16 protein-coding genes are annotated in these 17,604 nt (G+C 63.6%); 12 read left to right on the top strand and 4 right to left on the bottom strand.

Annotation, left to right across the window (positions count from 1 at the left end; all coding sequences use genetic code 11):
* Positions 1–118 precede the first annotated feature (118 nt).
* The 4 genes from ABGB08_RS44030 to ABGB08_RS44045 all read left to right on the top strand — a co-directional run bounded on the left by ABGB08_RS44030 (position 119) and on the right by ABGB08_RS44045 (position 4,200).
* A complete protein-coding gene (locus ABGB08_RS44030; RefSeq protein WP_347603417.1) occupies positions 119–877 on the top strand; it encodes a Mu transposase C-terminal domain-containing protein in 759 nt (252 codons plus the stop codon).
* Complete coding sequence (locus ABGB08_RS44035; protein WP_347603420.1) at positions 874–1,143, top strand: hypothetical protein; 270 nt, start codon at positions 874–876, stop codon at positions 1,141–1,143. Before ABGB08_RS44030 ends, ABGB08_RS44035 begins: the two co-directional genes overlap by 4 nt.
* A complete protein-coding gene (locus ABGB08_RS44040) occupies positions 1,140–1,955 on the top strand; it encodes an ExeA family protein (RefSeq protein WP_347603423.1) in 816 nt (271 codons plus the stop codon). The genes ABGB08_RS44035 and ABGB08_RS44040 overlap by 4 nt, the downstream gene beginning before the upstream one ends.
* Before the next feature lie 754 nt (positions 1,956–2,709).
* Positions 2,710–4,200, top strand: a complete 1,491-nt coding sequence (locus tag ABGB08_RS44045) for a hypothetical protein (protein WP_347603426.1) — start codon at positions 2,710–2,712, stop codon at positions 4,198–4,200.
* A 424-nt stretch (positions 4,201–4,624) separates the two neighbouring features.
* Here ABGB08_RS44045 and ABGB08_RS44050 read toward each other — a convergent pair whose 3' ends face one another.
* On the bottom strand, positions 4,625–5,056 hold the full coding sequence (locus ABGB08_RS44050) for a helix-turn-helix transcriptional regulator (RefSeq protein WP_347603429.1): 432 nt from the start codon (positions 5,054–5,056) through the stop codon (positions 4,625–4,627).
* On the bottom strand, positions 5,046–5,918 hold the full coding sequence (locus ABGB08_RS44055) for a hypothetical protein (RefSeq protein ID WP_347603432.1): 873 nt from the start codon (positions 5,916–5,918) through the stop codon (positions 5,046–5,048). The genes ABGB08_RS44050 and ABGB08_RS44055 overlap by 11 nt, the downstream gene beginning before the upstream one ends.
* A 105-nt stretch (positions 5,919–6,023) precedes the next feature.
* Here ABGB08_RS44055 and ABGB08_RS44060 point away from each other — a divergent pair, with 105 nt between their 5' ends.
* The 7 genes from ABGB08_RS44060 to ABGB08_RS44090 all read left to right on the top strand — a co-directional run bounded on the left by ABGB08_RS44060 (position 6,024) and on the right by ABGB08_RS44090 (position 14,228).
* On the top strand, positions 6,024–6,368 hold the full coding sequence (locus tag ABGB08_RS44060) for a hypothetical protein (RefSeq protein WP_347603435.1): 345 nt from the start codon (positions 6,024–6,026) through the stop codon (positions 6,366–6,368).
* Between the two features lie 2 nt (positions 6,369–6,370).
* Positions 6,371–6,952 carry a hypothetical protein gene (locus ABGB08_RS44065; RefSeq protein WP_347603438.1) on the top strand — a complete coding sequence of 194 codons (582 nt, stop codon included), beginning with the start codon at positions 6,371–6,373 and terminating at the stop codon, positions 6,950–6,952.
* A complete protein-coding gene (locus ABGB08_RS44070) occupies positions 6,936–7,538 on the top strand; it encodes a hypothetical protein (RefSeq protein ID WP_347603441.1) in 603 nt (200 codons plus the stop codon). Before ABGB08_RS44065 ends, ABGB08_RS44070 begins: the two co-directional genes overlap by 17 nt.
* Positions 7,424–8,950, top strand: coding sequence for a hypothetical protein (locus ABGB08_RS44075; protein WP_347603444.1), 1,527 nt, complete (start codon positions 7,424–7,426; stop codon positions 8,948–8,950). The genes ABGB08_RS44070 and ABGB08_RS44075 overlap by 115 nt, the downstream gene beginning before the upstream one ends.
* A gap of 948 nt (positions 8,951–9,898) precedes the next feature.
* On the top strand, positions 9,899–11,353 hold the full coding sequence (locus tag ABGB08_RS44080) for a DEAD/DEAH box helicase (RefSeq protein ID WP_347603447.1): 1,455 nt from the start codon (positions 9,899–9,901) through the stop codon (positions 11,351–11,353).
* Between the two features lie 50 nt (positions 11,354–11,403).
* Positions 11,404–13,338, top strand: a complete 1,935-nt coding sequence (locus ABGB08_RS44085) for an ATP-binding protein (protein ID WP_347603450.1) — start codon at positions 11,404–11,406, stop codon at positions 13,336–13,338.
* Positions 13,335–14,228 carry a phospholipase D family protein gene (locus ABGB08_RS44090; RefSeq protein WP_347603453.1) on the top strand — a complete coding sequence of 298 codons (894 nt, stop codon included), beginning with the start codon at positions 13,335–13,337 and terminating at the stop codon, positions 14,226–14,228. Before ABGB08_RS44085 ends, ABGB08_RS44090 begins: the two co-directional genes overlap by 4 nt.
* Here ABGB08_RS44090 and ABGB08_RS44095 read toward each other — a convergent pair.
* On the bottom strand, positions 14,225–14,680 hold the full coding sequence (locus ABGB08_RS44095) for a hypothetical protein (protein ID WP_347603456.1): 456 nt from the start codon (positions 14,678–14,680) through the stop codon (positions 14,225–14,227). The two genes, ABGB08_RS44090 and ABGB08_RS44095, sit on opposite strands and share 4 nt — an antisense overlap.
* 1,227 nt (positions 14,681–15,907) lie before the next feature.
* Between ABGB08_RS44095 and ABGB08_RS44100 the strand changes: the two genes are divergently transcribed.
* The gene (locus tag ABGB08_RS44100; RefSeq protein ID WP_347603459.1) at positions 15,908–16,735 is read left to right on the top strand and encodes an IS5 family transposase; all 828 of its coding nucleotides are present in this window, start codon (positions 15,908–15,910) and stop codon (positions 16,733–16,735) included.
* A gap of 30 nt (positions 16,736–16,765) precedes the next feature.
* Here the strand turns inward: ABGB08_RS44100 and ABGB08_RS44105 are convergent, their stop codons facing one another.
* Positions 16,766–17,602 carry a phosphoadenosine phosphosulfate reductase family protein gene (locus ABGB08_RS44105; RefSeq protein WP_347603461.1) on the bottom strand — a complete coding sequence of 279 codons (837 nt, stop codon included), beginning with the start codon at positions 17,600–17,602 and terminating at the stop codon, positions 16,766–16,768.
* Between the last annotated feature and the right edge of the window lie 2 nt (positions 17,603–17,604).

Genomic DNA, 17,604 nt, shown 5'->3' on the forward strand with positions numbered 1-17,604 from the left:
TCACCCCAGTTGTGGCGGTGAGCGACGAATTCGAAGTCCCGGCCGAACAGCGGATGGAATCGGTGCGTCACCCGGACCCGGCGGTATCGATCGTCGGGATGGGGTGTAGTCGACGGCGTTGTCCAAGGGCAAGATCGAACGGTTCTTCCGCACCGTCCGCGAGCAGTTCCTGGTCGAGTTCGGCGCCGATGCCACCGCTGATGCCACCACCGCGGCGAGCGACCTGGACGGGCTGAACCGGCTGCTGACCGCCTGGATCGAGACCGACTACCATCGCCGCCCGCACACCTCCACCGGGGTGGCGCCGCTGCAGCGCTGGCGCGACGGTATAGGCGAACCGTTGCCGCGCCCTGCCCCCGCGCAACTGAGCGAGGCGTTCAAGTGGAGCCAGCAGCGCACCGCCGCAGCCAAGACCGCGCTGGTCTCCCTGCACGGCAACCGCTACCAGGTCGACGCCAGCCTGGCCGGCCGCCAGGTCGAGCTGGTCTTCGACCCGTTCGACCTGGATCGGATCGAGGTCCGCCATGGCGGGCGCAGCTATGGCCTGGCGGTCCCCTTCTCCATCGGACGTCACGCCCACCCCAAAGCCCGCCCCGAGCGCGACCCCGAACCTGCCACGCCAACCGGGATCGACTACCTGTCGCTGATGGACGCCGCCCATCAGGCCGAACTGGCCACCAAAATCAATTACACCGCCTTGTTCGACGACATCGACACCACCACGAACGACACCACCACGAACGACACCACCACGAACGACACCACCACGAACGACACCACCACGAACGACACCGGCCAGCAGCCTCCCGACGACAGCGCTGACGGCCACGACGTTCCCCAAGCGGTTCCCCCAGCGCACGCCGGGCAGGACCGATGACCGACGTCACTGGCGACAGCGCACAGGTCTGGCAGATCGCCGATCTCCTGGCCTGGTGCCGACGCCTGCAGGCCGCCGGTCCCGGCGCCGACCCCACCGAGGTGGCCGCCTATCAAGCGGCCAAGGCCGAGGTGATGGAGCGCATCGCCATCGCCAACGCCACCAATGATCCCGACCTGGCCGATCGCGCCGGCGCCCAAGCCGCCCAGCTGCGGCGCGCCGCCGACCACGACCATCATGACGACACACGCAAGGACTCGACATGATCGAACGCCTGCAAGCCCACTACGGGTTTTCCCGCATGCCGTTCGGCCGTGACCTGGCCCCCGGCATGCTGCACCGCCACCAGACCCACAACGAAGCCGTCGCCCGCATCACCTGGTGCGTCGCCGAACGCGCCCTGGGCCTGGTCACCGGCGAGGTCGGCGTCGGCAAAACCGTCGCGGTCCGCGCCGCCGCCGAGGCGCTCGACCCCACCCGCCACACCCTGATCTACCTGGGCAACCCCACCGTCGGCGTCCACGGCCTGCACCACCTCATCGTCGCCAGCCTCGGCGCCCGCCCCCAGCGCGCCACCGCCGCCCTGATCAACCAGGCCAGCACCGCGCTGGCCATCGAATACGACGAACGCGGCCGCACCCCGGTCATCGTCTTGGATGAGGCCCACCTACTCGACCCAGGCCAGCTCGAATCCATCCGCATGCTCACCAACCACGACATGGACCGCACCTGCCCATTCGCCTGCCTGCTGATCGGCCAGCCCACCCTGCGCCGCATGGTCAAACTCGGCATGCTCGCCGCCTTCGATCAGCGCATCGCCGTCCGCTGTCACATGGACGGCATGACCGAGTCCGAGACCACCAGCTATCTGCGCCACCACCTGCAACTGGCCGGACGCTCCGACCCGCTGTTCTCCGACGACGCCATCGCCCTAATCCACCACACCAGCCGCGGCAAACCTCGAGAGATCAACAACATCGCCATCCAGGCTCTGCTGGCCACCTTCGTCACCGGCAAGGCCATCGTCGACGAGTCCGCCACCCGCAACGCGATCGCCGAGATCATCGCGACAGAGTGAACATCCCCGCGCCACCAGCAACACCAGACCCCACCGAACACCCATTTCGGCGGGGTCGTTTCACGCCCGGCGTCACCACCGGCTATGACGCCTTCATGCTCACGCCGAACGTCGCGCAACAGTCTGGAGTCGATCTCGCAGAGCCGGGCTTGGAGCAGTGCATAGGTGGAGTGGACAGGGCAGGGTTGGCGAACGAGGTGTTATTCGGCGCCTCATTATTTTCGGCACCTGGCGGATCTGCAGGTCGACCATTCGCAGTCGACGAGAAGCGAGTTCGGACCCGAAAACAGATCGGCCGTCCGATGACCGCCACGCCTCAACAGGCTATGCGGTGGCGTTCAATCCGGACGGCACGACCTTGGCCAGCGGAAGTTTCGACAAAGGGATACGCCTCCGCCATGTGTCCACACCCACCGACCTTTACGCGGCCGTCTGTGCCCTGGCCGGACGGCCGCTCACGGCCGAAGAGTGGGGGCAGTACCTACCGGACGAGCCCTTCCAGTCGATATGCGCATAGAAACGATCGACCCCCGGCTATCGTGCCCGCGCGCTGCGCCTGCTGAGTCTGTTTCGTCGGCCGGTGCCCCGGCCGTCTCCTGTCGCTGGCCTCGTGCTGGCTCTCGATGGCCATTCGAGATCCAGTTTCAGAATCGGTAGTGCAAGACGGTCCTCCCGGACTCGCGATGGCTGCGCTGGTGTATGTCTGTGTGCCGCACCTGGGTCGATCCGTCGGTGGGTTGGTATGGTACTTAGCGTGTCGAGTGAGCCTTATCCTGCCTATGAGTTCATCGAGAGAATCAAGGAGTTGGTGTTGGAGTTTGCCGACATAGGCTTCCGCGCCTATGAGCGGTCGGGGCTATTAAAGGTGGGAATTTTATGTTCTCCGTTGTCGCTGCTCTTTGAACCGACTCCCGGCAGAGACGTCATGGCCGCACTGCAATGTAGTGCATCGCGAGCCTTCAGTGGAGACCGAACCGACTTGCACGACGTTTACTCGTGGGTGGTCGCGTCTGTGCTACGGAGCGCAGGGGCCTGCTCTCCCATGCTGATTGATATTGAGCACCCAGCCACGATGATCCCGGGAGAGCTCTCCGGCCGCTACATTGTTCCTGAGCAGGGAGCGGGCTACTTGCTAACGCCGGACGACGTGGGCTTTGCCGCCGCGAAGGAGTTATTCGGGCATCTGGTTATGTTCGAGCTTCTAGTGCATTCGCTAACTTCGTTCTGGCATCCGCAGTCGAACTTGCCTATGCACGACCGCTACGACCCAGAGCGCCTGACAGATCAACGATGGGCTGAGGACATCGCCAGGCTTCTGCCCCCGGGCGCTTCGTCAGAGGAAGATATTTTCTTTCAGCGCGACAGCACCGAGTGGTTCTACTATCGAACCGGCGATGGGGGCATCGCCGTGGTGGAGTCCGCAGAGGTTGCCAGCTTCCTTCAATTGTCGAGAGCCGATCCATCTGAGGAGATCGCCGGGGTCAATGGATTCCTATATACAGGAAAGCAATTCCACAACTACATTCCGCGCGACGCGATCCAGATCGCAGATCGCATTCTAAGGCAAGAAGGGGCGCTGGTGAACAGCAGCAGTCCTGCGACCAGCGCCAGCGTCATACCGCTTGAGAACGGAGCGATCTTCTCGAAGGGCAACCGCGCTGTTCTGCTGCGATACGAAACGGGGATCTCCGGTTTCATGCGGGAACGCTCGCTAGTCCTCGAACGTAACCAGCTTGAGCAAGAACGACTCTTCCCGCCCAGCGAGTTCTCCTGGTCGGAGGGGATCGATGGTGGAAGATTCGAGCGACTAATCTACGATTTGCTGGAGTGCGAACCCGGCGTGCGCGAGGTCCGCGCCATCGGCACATCCCGCGAGCGTGACGGCGGCCGCGATCTCATCGCCTACTGGGTCACACCACCTTGTCCCGGAGTAGCAATCGCTGACGGTGAAACACCGGCAAGAGAAAGGCGCGTTATTATTCAGTGTAAAGCACGTAAACGCAGCGTTGGCCGTTCCGATCTCGGTGGAGGAATTCTGGACACCCTATTCAAGTACCAAGCTGAAGGCTACTTTCTCGTAGTATCTAGCCAGCCTGCAGTGGCCGTCATCGACCTACTAGACGAAGTTGGACGCCGGGGTGACTATGTCACTGGGTGGTGGGGCCGAACAGAGATCGAACAACGTCTCCGACGCAATCCGCAGATCCTCAAGCGCTATGCAGATATCGTCCGCCCTGTTGCGTAGTTGCACCCACCTTAAGGAAAGCGGGCGCACGCCGCCGCCGGCTTCCTGGACGAGGACGCCTCCCGCCCGCGCTGGCCAAGGGTGCGTTGCCACGCCCGATCTGCCCCGTCAAACTCGATCTATGGGTTCGGCGTGCACTCGTGCCGTCCGCCAGGCCGACGCCCCCGGTGCCCAGATCATCGGTGGCCTGATTTGCGACGTCGCTTTAATTCGCAACCGTCGGTGCGAAGAGCATGCACCAAGAGCTCGATGCAGCCTACAGCGGCGTGATCAATCAAGTGGTCGACAGCCTCTCAGGAATCCGCTCATCACCGTTCATCGCAAGGCGCCCGTAGCACGATGGGAGATCGAGTGCCCTTTCTCTGCGTAACCTGATGGCTCCTCGGCCAGTTAATCTCTGTGAAGACGAACGGCCCCGGCGCTCTCATCCATCGAGTGCCTCGCTTGTACGGATAGCGATATAGATGTATCGCCATCGTTCCTTCGTGCGTGGGGGTTCGCCGCGGAACTGGATCGCGCTGAGCATTCGGACGTCGGCTTCGGGGAGGCCTTGCTCGTCGGCGAACTCGCGGAGGCTGGCGGGTATCTCGGTGCTGGCGGCAGGCAGAAGTTTGCGTCCGAGTAGGTCGGACATGGTCACGCCGAGTGCTTGGGCGATGGCGTAGAGCGTTTCGGCGGAGGGTCTTCTGGCCTTAGGGTCGTTCTCCAGGGCGGACAGGTAGCCCTTGCTCACGCTGGCGTGTTCGGCGAGCTGGCTGAGGTTGAGCTGACGCTCGTGGCGGTATCTGCGGATCCTGCCGCCGATGCTGTCGCCGGTATCGCGGGTCGGGTTCGTAGGGTCGGAGTTAGCGTCCACGGCTTGTCCTTGGCTGGTTGGCGGGTGTGATCAGCGCGAGGACACGCATGTGTTGTTCTCCTCGTTGGTCTGTGTATGGATAAAGTCCTGCGCTGACACGTACCCGCCCGTTGGCGGTGTTGATCAGGGTGCCGAGCGTGGTCGTCTCCTCCACGAGTTCGCCTTCGAGAGCGCGGCAGAAAGGGCTGTCGTCGGGTACCGACTTGTACTTCGGCACGAATGGCCACTGGCCGGTGGCCTGCACCCACTGGACCCGCAGAGTGGGTTCGGCGTGTGGGGCACTGGGCTTACACGTGGGTTCCAGTGCGATGAGCATGGTCGGCTCGGGGTGCAGTGCTACCACGTGGCGGGCGGTAGCTTCCAGGCTGGCGTCGTAGCGGGTGGCCAGGTCCGCTACGAGCTGCATTGTGCGGGCGTTGCCGACCAGGTCGGCAAGGAAGGAAGTCCGGGGAAACAGCAGTTCAGCGGCTCCGATGTCGCATAGCGCCTCAAGGCCGGGGTTGCGGATCTGCGTCACCTGCGGTGGGGTGGCCGGGTCGCACCGGTACTCCATGACGATGCCGAATCCGGGCAGGTACGTGTGTTTGACCTCGTGGAATGCGGTGAACCGTTTCTTGCCCCAGCAGTCTCCCGCGCGCAGCGTCATCACTAGGCCGTTTGGCCCGGGCACGAGGCAGCCTGCCCATGGGATATCGCTCTCTTCGATTTCGACGATGTCGCGCATCGAGGCGATGATCTCGTGGCGGATCGGCGGCTGCATGTCCAGCTCGTCGAGGGTGCGCTGGGCAAGCTGGATGACCAGCTGGGCGTCCGGGATTCCGGGGAAGTCCTGCCGGGCCAGTTCAAGCTCGGAGAGCTGCATCGACGTCATGTTCATGGGAAAGCGTAGCGCGTTCTCGATCGGGAACGCTATGATCGTTCCCGATCAAGAACGACTCGACCACTCGCGTGAACGAAGGGGCAGATCATGACGGTCAATGTCGGGGGAATCGAAGTGCTCGCCGAAGGCGAGGTGGCCGACGCGGAGTCGGCTACGCAGGATCACGGCCACCGCCGCGTGGTGGCCGTGGACAACAAGGACAACGGGGACACTCTCCGGCTGCGCGTCCCGGTCACGGCGACGATCGCGTCCGTGATCGAGGCCATGTACGCGCAGTTTCGGATCACCCGGGAGACCGACGACCGGCTGACCTGCCGCGGCAACGGGGAGGACGCGTACCAGTACGCCACCCGCACGCTCGCCCAATACCTGGACGAGGCCCACTGCCACAACCTGCACTGGGCGTTCGTCAGCGGCACTGGTGGAGCGTGACCATGCCCACTGAGGTACCCGCCGTCGCCGACGCGGAGATCGCCGCCGCCGTGTTCACCGACCACCTGGCCCGGATCGAAGCCGCCGAGCAGGCCCGGGCCAACGGGTGGCACTTCACGCGGCTCGACCCACTGCACGCCGTGGTGACGGTAACCGCAGTCCGGCCGTCGGGCGAACGAGACACCTACCACGTCAAGCTGGGCGGGGAGTACTACGACACGTACCCGCCGACCACGGCGTTCGTCTGCCCGCCCCGCCCCGCCCTCGCTGACCGGCCGGCCCGCGAGGGCTGGATCGAGGCCCCGCAGGGCAGCCGGTGGCTGCCTACCCTGAACTCACTCGAATGGTTCGCGATCCACGCCGCCTACTCCTTCCCCAATAGCGTGGCCAACGCCCCAGATGGAGTCCCACGGCAGCTGGTGTGCTGCTCGATGACGTTCGAGTACTACATCTCCGGCCACAACCCGACCCCCGGACAGCGCTGGCAGCAGGGCCGCCACACCCTTGGCGCGACCCTCACCCGGATCCAGGACGCCCTCACCAGTCCCAGCTACCAAGGTCCGTCCGGTGTTGTCGATCCCTGAGCCGGTCTGGAACACCCTGCTCCAGGCCTTCGCGACCGCGCCGGCCGGCCACGAGCGGGTGGCCTACCTCGATGGCTTCCGATACCGCGACAGAACCGGCGCCGTGCAAGGCGTGGCGACCACGGTCACCGTGCCCGACGCCGTAACCAGTCCAGGCAACTACGCGGTCAGCGCTGCGGCTATGGCGCAGGCAGGAGATCATTTCGACATCCTCGGAGTAGTCCGGCTCGCCCAGGTCCACAGCCACGCAAACCGGCACGTCAGCCATTCGCACGAGGATGACCGGCGCGCCTACAGTCAGCTCGACGGCGCGCTGTCGCTGGTTCTTCCCCACCACGCATCCGGACGCCCCACGCCCTGGCAGTCCGGCGTTCACTTGCGAGAGCCGACCGGCTGGCGCCGGATCGGCGCAGACGAGGTCGACGACGTCGTACGGCTGATCCCGGGCCTGATCGATCACAGGAGTACATCGTGGAACGCATCTCCGACCGGCATGAGGGCGACATCGGTGGGCGACTCGAACCGTTCGGCCAGGTCCGATCGGTGGCCGTGGCCGTGGTTGTGGCGCCCTGCGCGGCGCACCTAGCCGCTACCCAGCACACGGCGTGGATGCTGGTCAACTTGCTCGCCCGCGCTGTCGGCGTGGTCGACACCCTTCAAGTCGTATGCCCTGCCCGGGTGCCGCTGGCCGGGCGGATCGTCCCCCTCGCCCCTCGCGACCTACCACTGGGCGACGCTCTCGTGCATGGCGCACGAGCCATCGGCACGGCTCCCGTCCAGCATGCGGCAGCATCGGCCGAAACCGATGTCGTACTTGTCGTCGGACCCGGCGCGGACGGTCGCAACGACAAGCACGTGCACCGGCGGTTCGTGACCGGGCACGGCTGGTGGGGCGGCGTCAGCGACCAGCCGTTTCCATACGCGGACGACGCTACCCCCCTGCCCTACGGTCCATACGTTGCTGCTGCGCTGGCCGTCGGCGAGATCTACCTCAAAGCCCGGCTACCTCAGAATGTCACGCAGTCCACCACGGCGTACGGCTGGGACTGCTGGACTCAGACGCTCGCCACCCAGCTCGTACCCGGCGCGCCCACCGACCTTGCTGGGCTTGATCTATCCGGTACCGCACTGGCGGGCGTCGGCGCCGTCGGCAGCACCTGGGTCCACGCACTATGGGCCACACCAAACTTGGTCGGCAACGTCATCCTCGCCGACGCCGACCCCAAGGGCGTCACCACAACGAACCTGAACCGCTGCCCTATCTACGGCTGGACCAGCCTGGGAAAGGCTAAGGCACCGGAAGGCGGCCGCATCGCCGGGGACGCATCGATCCGCTGGCACCCGCACGACGCCCGGTTCGAGGACCTGGACCTCACCCCGAGCCTGCTGGTCTCTGCGGTCGACACCAACCGCGCCCGCCTGGCCCTGCAGAGCCGCTACCCACCGCTGATCTTGTCAGGCAGCACCCTCGACCTAAGGGCCGAGGTCCTGCGCGCAGGACCTCCAGAGGTCAACGTCTGCCTGCGCTGCTACAACCCGCCCGAAGCGTTCCTGGGTGACGATGAGCTGCGCACCCGGACGCGCGATGGAGGCTCGCAGGCCGTCCAGGCGTTGGCCGCTGAAACGGGCGTCAATGAAGCCGACGTCCAGCGCTGGCTCCACCGTGGCGAATGCGGCGAGGTCAGCACACGACTGCTCGACACACTGCGCAAATGGGAACCCGATCCACCCTCACGCTTCGCGGTCGGGTTCACCTCGGTCATGGCTGGCGTCATGCTCACGGCCGAGACGATCAAGACGCTCATATCCCAACCGATGACGCCCACAACACCGGAAGCCAACCAAGCGACATTCCAGTTCCTTCAGCCCACCGCCAGCGTAAATGCCGCCGATCGGCTCGCCCGCGATCCCCGCTGCCCCGCGTGCGCCCCAACCAACCCGGCAATACGGGTCTGGCAAGCCCGGCGAGAACAGCTGCAAACCACGACCAGGGCTTGAGACGGCGTACTGCACGTCGACATGACAGAGGTTGGACGGTGGCCGAAGTTGCCGAGTTCGTTACCGTGGGCTGGGACTAGAGGGCATCCACCGTCTCGAGCATCCCGACAGCTTCAGGGTCCTCAGAGCCTCGCGCAGGCCGGTATCTGTCAATGGCCGTGTAGCTCTGGTTCTTCCGCAAATTTCGTGGTGAATCACGGGCGGTGAGCGTTGAAGCGGGAGATGGCTCGGCCGGCGAAGACGCCGAGTGTGATCACGATCGCGTTTCGGCAGAACGATCGCCTGGCAAGGGGCAACGAAGCGCCGGTAGGCCGGCTGATTGTCGAGATCATGCCGCCTACCAGGAGCTTCGCTGCCTGCGCACTCTCTCACGAATGCCCTGAATACCTCCAATATCCAAGAGCTCCTCCTCACCGGCATCCGTCGGACCTGTGGCGGCTGCTTCTCCCCTAGCTGGCCGAGATCACCATTGATCAGGTGAAACGACGCGCGTGAACCCTCGTGCTTACCGTGACGGCGGCAGATCGTCCCCATGGTCAGCCGACCAAGGACTACTGTTGCCCGGGCACAGCGATGGAGTGAGATATTCGAGTCGATGCCGTAGCATCCGATCTAGTAGCCCACGTGGCCAACAACCTTCGAAGTGATGCGTGCGGAGGATGCCGTTCAGATGGACTGCAATGCTGCAGTGCCCCGGCCCACGCCACTCCGTACTCGAGCACAGGTTGTTGACCTCCGGTTCGCCTGCTCGCCAACTATCCCCTGGCCTCAGCACAGCGTCTCTACGCGGGCAACAGACTTCGGTCTTCCACCGGGATCTGATCGCCTGTGATCGGCCGGTACACGATCTTCGACCTTCTAGGTACGTCGGCACGCACCCGGTCCCTCGCCGACCCCCGAGTAGTCCGTACGATTGCCGGGCTTGTCCGAGGTGGCCTCGTCCCAGCTATGCCGACCGACGCGGTGCTCGCAGCGGCATGTCTCGGTGATCCGGTTTCAGCCATCCGTCGCCTCACCGACGCTGGAGTGCTGCCTAATGAGCTGCCAGAAGAGCAGCGTCGGGCCTTGTCGGTGCGCCTGTCGCTGGAGTCGGCTGAACTGAGCACGCGAGGGGTTCTTGCGAATCCCGGTCGCGTTGCGGTCTTCCTTGGACTCCCGGAGGCCCACAGCGACAAGGCGGCGGCCCTGCCCACCGAGGCCGTTCCGGCATACGGACTGTTTCCTCATCAACGGCGCGCCGTCGCGCAAGCGCGGTCGCTGCTAAGGAAAGGCAGGACCCGCCTTCTGCTGCACATGCCGACGGGGTCTGGGAAGACCCGCACGACCTTGAGCATGGTGTGCGACATTCTTCGAGAACAGGAGGGGCGACCGGTGCTCTGGCTCGCCTCCACACGCGAGCTTCTCGATCAGGCCGCGCGGGAGTTCCACCGCGCCTGGGGCGCACTGGGTAACCGGGAAGTCCCCATCCGGGCCGCATGGAGCGGTCAGGAGTGGCGCAGCGATGACCTGACAGACGGTCTCCTCGTGGCAAGCCTGCAGACGATCTACGCACGTCGAGCCGAGCCCGGGTTCCTCCGCAACCTTGGACGCCGGGTAGGACTGATCGTCTTCGATGAAGCTCATCAAGCTATCGCCCCGACCTACCGGCAGGTCGTGCAACAACTGTCCGTGGCCGGGCAGCCGATCACGCCCATCGTTGGCCTGAGCGCCACACCGGGGCGTACGTTTGTCGGTTCCTCCGCGGACGAGGAACTCGCGGCATTCTTCGAGCACACCAAGATCGAGCTAGACACTGCTGCGGATGGCGGCGCAGCTGGCCCTGTTAAGTACCTAATACAGCAGGGCTATCTTGCCGAGCCTGAATTCCGCCTGCTGGGTGAGCTGCCGGACGTCGAGGACGAGCCGTCAGCCGACAGCGACGACCCGGCCGAGCTTGGGATGGATGAGGACGACTACCTCAACGAAGTCACTGCGGCAACGCTGCAGCTGGTCAAGGAGTCGCATCGCCGGATCATCGTCTTCGCGGCATCCGTCGAGTTGACCCACGTTATCGCGGCGACATTACGGGCGACGGGGGTGCTGGCTGACGCGGTCGATGGCACTACCGCGCCGGAGATCCGCGACACGGCGATCCGCATGTATAAGACCACAGTGCCCGTTACTCGGGTGCTGGTCAACTACGGTGTGCTCACAACAGGATTCGACGCTCCGCAGACGAGCGCGGTCGTGATAGCCCGTCCTACGCGCTCACTCGTGTTGTACAGCCAAATGGTAGGCCGCGGCATCCGGGGCCCGAAAGCCGGAGGTAACAAGAAGGCAGTGGTCGTCACCGTTGTCGACCCCTCCGTTCCAGCATTCGGATCTATTGCTGCTGCTTTCACGCACTGGGAGGACTTGTGGTAGCGCCAGATATCGCGCGGAAGGAAGCACCTCTCCTTTCTGGTTCGCAGACTGTGAAGTCGATCCGCGACACCGGCTACAAGGGTACCGACTACGCCCTAGCCGAATTGATCGACAATTCGTTTCAGTGGGGCAACGCCAACACGGTGTTGCTGGTGATCGTGCAGCGAAAAGTACAAGGCAAGCAGCGTGCTGCGAAGCGGGTCGACGAAATCTGGGTCATCGACGACGGCGGAGGCATGACGGACGAGGCGCTGAATCTCGCGCTGTCTTTCGGTGGCTCCGGCAGGTACGACGACCGGTCCGGCATCGGCCGATTCGGCATGGGTCTGCCACAGGCGAGCGTCTCGCAGTGCAAGCGGACGGACGTGTGGACCTGGCAGAAGTCACAGCCGGAAAACGCATCGCATACGTACCTCGATCTGCAGAAGGTCGAAGATTCCGCCAAGGAAGCGGCGCTGACGGTCCCCTGGCCGACCTACCCAGGAAGCCCGGGCTACGTCGCCCTGCCGGACTGGGTCCTTGATGTCTTCAAACAACATGCCGTTCCCGACACGTCCCTGGGCCAACCGGTCTATAGCGGTACCGCGATTCGGTGGGCGAACCTTGACAAGCTGCGTTGGGTGCGCGCAGAAGCGATGTTCGCGCACACCGAATACCTCCTCGGGCGTGTCTACCGCGACTTCCTGACCTCCGATACTCGACGGCGCAGTATTAAGGTCGCCGTCATGGAAGGGGACACGTTGGGCGGGCCCGACGTGTTCCAGGACGTTAGGCCCAATGACCCGTTGTACCTGCACCCGGTGGCTGAGACCACGCTGGAGTACTGGGAAGCGGCCGCCGAGGACGATAGAGACCGCCTGATTCGCATTACGGACGAGCCGCCCTTTGGCGAGCACTACACGTCCCGCGATTTCGTCATCCAACGGCCGGACGGGCAAGGCACCTCGACCGTTCACGCCCGCCTTTCGCTAGCGAAGCCCCAAGCAAGGCCCGGCCGCAACCCTGGAAAGGACACTCACCAAGGACGCCACGCCCGCGACAACTCGGGTATCTCCATAATGCGGGCTGACCGCGAGCTAGTCCTGGAGAAGACGCTGGCGCAAGAAGCTACGGACCGCTGGTGGGGTGTCGAGATCGCGTTCGACCCGTTTCTCGACGAGGTTTTCGGGGTCACCAACAACAAGCAGGACGCCCCCTACTTCACACAGGCACTACGTCTGGCGCGCGAGCATCGTCTATCCAAAGACGAGGCGATTGAGGAGGGGTTGTTCGACGAAGAACACCCCATCGCGGAGCTGTACGACATGGCATCCCAGCTCGTCGCCCTCGTTAACCAGATGAAGCAGGAAGGGAAGGACGAGCAGAAGGCTGCCTCCAGTGCGCGACGAGCCCAGCCAGCCGTCACGAGCGTCGCCTCCAACGTCAAGAAGACCCGCTCCGCCGTCAGCCCAACACCTGGCGAGGCCGACTACGCTAACACCAAGCCGGATCCCAGCAAGGCAGCCGAAACAATCGAGCAAAAGCTGGAAGAGCAGGACGTGCCGGCAGAGATCCGCGGCGCGATCATCGCTAATTACCAACGAGGCGTTACGGTGCAGGTGATTGACCGCCCCGTGAAGCAGGCACCAGCGTTCTTCTGGCCCGACGAGGCACTCAACCTTGAGATCTTGTGTATTAACAACGCTCACCCGGCTTACAAAAGCCTAATCGGGCCACTCCGCGTCTCGAACGAGGAGATTGAGGCGATGAGCGAAGACGAGGCCAAGAGGCTGGTGGTGCAAAGCGTAGATGCCATGACCTGGCTTCTGTTGGCTTGGTCACGGTTCGAGAACGAGCACCGGACGAGCCCGCTCATCGGGAAGATCCAGGAGATCCGCGAAGGATGGGGCCGCCGCCTCGCGGAATACGTTGAGGACCGGGCCTTCAAGGCAGCCTCACTGTTCGATGGAGAGGATGAGACCCAGGAAGGGGAGGGCGGCGCGTGACCCAGCTGGGGCTAGACCCGCAACGCTGCGGTGAACGCCTCCTGGCGTTCGCGCGGGATGCGGAAGTCCTGACGATTGTCGCGCCCTTCATCACCGTCTCGGGAATCGGGCCCCTACTGTCAACGCTCCCCGACGAGTGCTCGCTGGAAGTGATCACACGATGGCGACCCGACGAGGTGGCAACTGGGGTGAGCGACCCGCGCGTGCTCGATCTCGTTAGCCAGCGCGGTGGGACTGTGGCGCTTCACCCTGTTGTGCATGCGAAGGCGTACATTGCGGGTGTCCGCGCCCTGGTAGGTTCCGCAAACGTTACCTCCAACGGCCTGGGATGGTACCGTCCGGGCGCCATCGAGATCCTGGTCGAGACTGCAGCAGACGATCCTGCACTCGTGTCATTGTTAGCTGTGCTAAGGGGGACGTCGGCGGTGGCCACAGAGGCCGACCGCGATGCGGTCCTCGGCGCTGCAGCAATGCTGCCACCCATGCCGGTCCGAACACCTCCCGAGGCAACAGACCGTAGCGACTGGCTGCCCACCTATCGGCCTCCCGAAGTCCTCTGGAGGGTATACACCGGGCAACGTGAAGAAAGCGTGGCGGAACTTGTCCGACCAGAACTAGCCGCATTGGGCATACCCATTGGACTGGCGACAGAGAAAGAATTCAATACATATGTGGGAGCCATACTCCGGCAAGGATTCACTGGACGGATCGCACGCGAGTGTAGCAACCTGACAACCATAAAGGCCGTTCAGCGGCTCGTTGAGCTCTGCGGAGAAATAGGCCGCACGAACGATGATCCTGCGGATTCATGGGAAACCCTTGCGGCCTGGATTGCCCATTTCCTTCCCAACTATCAGCGCATCTCCGGAGGCACTCGACTAGTCGGCTAACGCCACATCCCAATCGGCCGCCCGGTCTTCGGATTCAGGATTCTTTCGTGTTCAGGAAACGATGGCGATTCGGCGACTCCAGCGCGGAACTGAGGGATGCTCCCGCATCGATCAAGAGCTGCACGTAACAGTTCAGCTGCTCTTGCCATACCCTCGGTCTCGGCGGCGGAGAGAAGACGGCGGGCGCTTGTCGTCGCCTCGGTCTCCAACAGGCCGCCAAACCCGCCGACCTCGAACAGCGTGCCGGAGCCGGATGCTGGCCCGCTGATGCGTTCCCGAAGACGCGCAGCCTCGTCTTTCAATATTCCGTCGAATTCCGGGGTCGAGGGCTCGTCGTCGCATCGGGGTTCCTGGACGACCGCGAATAGCCTGGCAACCGAATCCGGCACGCCGCTGCCGCGAGTGCGCTCCAAGTTCCTCGCGCGCTGCTCCTCGAACCGACCGCTGCTCATACCAGCCATCTGCCCCGCTCTCGCATCAACGTCGATCGCGCACCCTGCCAGCATTGGTGATCAACGCGAGGGTCAGCAGCGCGTTACCCCGCCAAGGTCAACACCTGTGAAAGTCGCGGACATCCTCAGCATAGCGGAAAATCAGGCTGTTTCACGCTTCGAATTTTGACCATGACCACCTAATTCCCAGCTCCGGCGCACGATGACGATCCCATACAGGGCGTCCGTCCGGATGACGTTGCGGGGTCTGGGCCGCTCCGCCGTCTTCGGATGGCGGAGCGTTGCCATGCCGCTGTATACCAACAAGCGCCTGGAAGCGTCCCTTCGCGACTTCAGAAGCACAAGGGCTTACCGACTGCTGAAGCGATCCGCGTCTCATTCAATAAGTCAGAGGCATTGGCACACCCTGATTTGATGGTCGATTCTCCAGTCCGAGGATCACGATGCGGTCGGTGACAGCGCCGAGGTCAGCTGAGGCGAGGCTCTCAAGTCGCGGGCCACGGTGACGGGTCGGTCGCCGAGTTTCCACCATGCGCTCGAACTCCGCGGCGGCCTATTCGAGTAACTCCTGACCATACGAGCCAGATGATGACCGTTGGCCCATGTTGCCTGAGGTGATCGGCGGCAATATACATGGCGCACCGAGCCTTGCCGACTCCGGTTGGCAGATGTAATGCGACACGCTGGTATCTGTCGTACAGCGGAGCCTTAACTTGTTTCACTACGTCTTGCTAGTGAAGAAATGGGCCATACCTCGCTTCGAAAGTGGTACTTGGGGATCGGTACGGAGACTTCCTCGGCCGGACGGCCGAGGAAGTCAAGGATTTGTACCCTCTGGGTCGGCGTCCGCCGAAGAGCGTTCAAGAGGGCAAAGCGGGGCGCCCCGCCGAATTCTTACTGCAGGCGTTCGACTAACTCAACTTGCTTGGCCTCTGGAAAGTGCCGAAGAAGCTCTTCCCACTTGTGACCGTCGTTGATCAAGCGATCCAGAGTCAATGGTGATTCCAGAGACGGTTCGGACTCGTGTATTACCGCCCCTTAAGAAGATCGAGGAGCCGGCCCCGAATGCGCCAACCGTGTCCAACTCTTCGGGTAGAGCGTGGATGTTTGGACTCATCCACTGCAGATTACTCCTGAAGACATAAGATTTAGTGAGTGTTTGAGAAGGGTTGATAGCGGTCGGCGTGTCGATGACGGCCCGAGCCGGTGGGAAGCGATAGTGGGCCGATGCCGCGTGATCGCCGCTATCCCTCTGATCTGACCGACGCCCAGTGGGCGCTGATCGAGCCGCTGTTACCCCCGCCCCGACCAGGCGGGCGGCCGGAGAAACACCACCGCCGCGACATCGTCGACGCCATCTTGTACGTGGTCCGCACCGGCTGTTCCTGGCGGCAACTGCCCGTCGACTTCCCGCCCTGGCAGACCGTCTACTGGTACTTCGCCTGGTGGGAGGAGGCCAAGGCCACCGAACAGATCCTCGCCACCCTGCGGCGGCGCATCCGCGTCCAGCAGGGCCGGGCCGAGGAGCCCACGGCGGGGATCATCGACTCCCAGAGCGTCAAGGGCGCCGACACCGTCCCGTGCGCCACCCGCGGCTATGACGCCGGCAAGAAGATCAACGGCAGGAAGCGGTTCATCGTCACCGACACCCTGGGATTGCTGCTGGTGGTGTGCGTGATGGCCGCCTCGGTCCAGGACCGCGACGGCGCCAAAACCACCCTGCTGTCGCTGTATCTACTGACCCCGGTCCGGTTCGTCTACGCCGACGCCGGCTTCGCCGGTGCCCTGGTGGAGTGGGCCCGCCGGATTCTCGCCACCACGCTGGACATCGTGCGCAAGGCGCCTGGCCAGGTCGGCTTCGCCGTGATCGCCCGTCGTTGGGTGGTCGAACGCTCGCTGGCCTGGCTGACCAGCCACCGCCGCCTGGCCCGCGACTACGAACGCCACCCCGCCACCGCTGAGGCCATGATCCGCTGGGCCGCCATCAACGGAATGGCCCGCCGCCTCACCCGCGGAGCCCCCGCCACACGCCAACGGGCACGAACCCTCGCATAGCCCGCAAACTGACCCATCTCAAACACTCACTTAGAGATGGCATACTGAGCAGCCCGCTTCGTCGTCATCCGCGTTGAGCGCGTCGGAGAGTACCTCTAGTAGAGGGCGGTTCGGCTTTATGCGTTTGGCTGCGCGTTCCATGGCCGTTTGATGTTTGGCTTCGATTTCTTCTCGGCGCTCTATCAGTTCGTGTAGGGACTCGCCTTGGGACCAGGTATAGTGCCGGCCGCGCATTGCGGTATCCCTATGACGTACTTTTTCTTCATAGGCTACTGCCTTCTCGAAGAGGTCGGGGTGGCGGTCTTTGAGTCCGACCCATTCCTGCTTACGTTGAAAAAAGCAAAAGTAACAGCCCGATCGGGTGCGCCACTCGTAGTAGTCAGGCAGACCGATGCCTGCCTCATCGAGGATGCGGTTCACGCCTTCTTTGTCGATGCCCTCTTCTCTGAAGGGGAACACGGCTTGGATGTTGGGCTTGGTGCTGACGTAGCCGAGCCGGTTTTCATCGGCACGGATGGCCACGTAGGAGGTCACAGGATCATCGCCAACCCATTGCTCCAGTGGCTTGATCTTCAGGTTCTTAGTGCACCAGCGCATCTGTGGACTGGGCAGAGTGCCCTGGTAGACCTCAAGCCAGTGATCGAAGTCTCGTTCGGCGTTCAAGCGCATGATCGGTTTGCCGAGCGCAGCTTCGAGGCGATTGAGATATTCATAGGTTTCTGGTAGCTCGGCACCGGTGTCGCAGAAGAAGTACTCCATTTCGGGCACGCGATCGCGCATGTATATGGCTAGGGCCGAGGAGTCCTTACCTCCGGAAATGCCAAGGACGTGCCGTGGCTTGAGGGCCGGGCCGGTTGTTTGCGTCATGG

It is taken from the genome of Acrocarpospora sp. B8E8, from assembly GCF_039871605.1.
GTDB classification, from domain to species: Bacteria; Actinomycetota; Actinomycetes; order Streptosporangiales; family Streptosporangiaceae; genus Acrocarpospora; species Acrocarpospora macrocephala.